Origin of the sequence: Streptomyces marokkonensis, assembly GCF_039539045.1 — a bacterium.
Classification (GTDB): domain Bacteria; phylum Actinomycetota; class Actinomycetes; order Streptomycetales; family Streptomycetaceae; genus Streptomyces; species Streptomyces marokkonensis.
Window position 1 is genome coordinate 1 of the sequence record NZ_BAABCQ010000353.1, and the last position, 2,050, is coordinate 2,050.

Consider the following 2,050-nt stretch of genomic DNA (forward strand, 5'->3'; position numbering starts at 1 on the left):
CCCGACAGCACGAACGGCACACCCGAACCCACCACCGGAGCAGACCCGACGACGGGCTCCGTCACCACAGGCTCCGCCTCCGGCGCCTGCTCCACGATCACATGCGCATTCGTGCCGCTGATACCGAACGAGGACACCGCAGCACGCCGCGGCTGAGCCGTCTCCGGCCAGGCACGCTGCTCAGTGACCAGCTCCACCGACCCCGCCGACCAGTCCACCTGTGGGGTCGGCTCGTCCACATGCAGGGTCTCGGGCACCAGCCCGTGCCGCATCGCCTGCACCATCTTGATCACACCCGCCACACCGGCAGCCGCCTGCGTGTGACCGATGTTCGACTTGACCGAGCCCAGCAGCAGCGGCCGGTCCTCCGTACGCTCCTGACCGTAGGTCGCGATCAGTGCCTGTGCCTCGATCGGGTCACCCAGCCTCGTACCCGTGCCGTGCGCCTCGACGACATCGACATCCGTGGCGTCGAGTCCCGCGTTGGCCAACGCGGCGCGGATCACGCGCTGTTGCGAGGGGCCGTTGGGGGCGGTCAGACCATTGGACGCGCCGTCCTGGTTCACCGCGCTGCCGCGCACGACCGCGAGGACCTGATGACCCTTACGGCGGGCGTCGGAGAGTCGCTCCACGAGCAGCATGCCGACGCCCTCGCCCCAGCCGGTGCCGTCGGCACCGGCCGCGAACGACTTGCAGCGGCCGTCGGGCGCGAGACCGCGCTGGCGGGAGAACTCCACGAAAGTGCCAGGCGTCGCCATCACCGCGACACCGCCGGCCAGCGCCATGGAGCACTCGCCCGACCGCAGCGACTGAATCGCCCAGTGCAGCGCGACCAGGGACGACGAACACGCCGTGTCGACGGTGACCGCCGGGCCCTCCAGGCCCAGCGTGTACGAGACACGTCCCGACATCACGCTGCCCGCGGTGCCGGTGCTGAGGTACCCCTCCAGGCCCTCTCCGACCGTGCTCGCGTGCGCCGCGTAGTCGTGGTACATCAGGCCGGCGAACACGCCCGTGTCGCTGCCCCGCAGGGCCAGCGGGTCGATGCCCGCGGACTCGACCGCCTCCCACGACGCCTCCAGGAGCAGGCGCTGCTGCGGGTCCATCGCCAGCGCCTCACGCGGCGAGATTCCGAAGAACCCCGCGTCGAAGTGCGTGGCGTCGTGGAGGAATCCGCCCTCGCGGGTGTACGAGGTACCGGGACGGTCGGGGTCCGGGTCGAAGAGTCGGTCCACGTCCCAGCCCCGGTCGGACGGCAGGCCCGATATGGCGTCCCCAGAGGTGGACAGCAGCGTCCACAGGTCGTCCGGGCCGGCGACCCCGCCGGGATAGCGGCAACTCATGCCGACGATCGCGATCGGGTCGTCGTCCCCTGCGGTGACCGTTCTCCGTACCTCTGCGCGCCCCTGACGGGTACCGAGCGCCTCCGCCAGCATGAAGTCGGCCATCGTGGCCGAGCTGGGGTAGTCGAACACCAGCGTTGCGGGCAGCCGCAGGCCGGTGACGGTGTTGAGCCGGTTGCGCAGCTCCACCGCGGTCAGCGAGTCGAACCCAAGGTCGTTGAAGGCGTGCTGCGGCGCGACCGCGTCGCCGGAGGTGTGCCCCAGTGCCTGGGCGACCTCGTCACGCACCAACCGCAGTACGTGCTGGCGTTGTTCGGTTTCGGGGAGTGCGAGGAGCGTACGCGCGAAGGACTCGGACTGGTCCGCACCCGACTCCGCCACCCGCCGACTCGGCACCCGCACCAACCCACGCAACAACAACGGCGTCAACTCCGGACGCGCCCGCAACGCCGCCAAGTCCACCCGAACCGGCACCACCACCGACGCATCCACACCCCCCGCCACATCGAACAACTCCAGACCCTGACCCGACGACAACGGCACCAGACCACCCCGCGCCATCCGCCGCAGATCCGCCTCACCCAACTGTCCCGTCATCCCACTCGCCTGCGCCCACAACCCCCACGCCAGTGACTGACCCACCAAACCCTCGCCACGACGCACCTCCGCGAGCGCGTCCAAGAACGCGTTCGCCGCCGCGTAGTTCG

General features: G+C 70.4%; 1 protein-coding gene. It reads right to left on the reverse strand.

Going from position 1 to position 2,050, the window contains the following annotated elements:
• Positions 1 to 2,050 (reverse strand): type I polyketide synthase (locus tag ABEA26_RS35805; protein ID WP_345598228.1); only part of this gene is annotated, 2,050 nt, incomplete at both ends.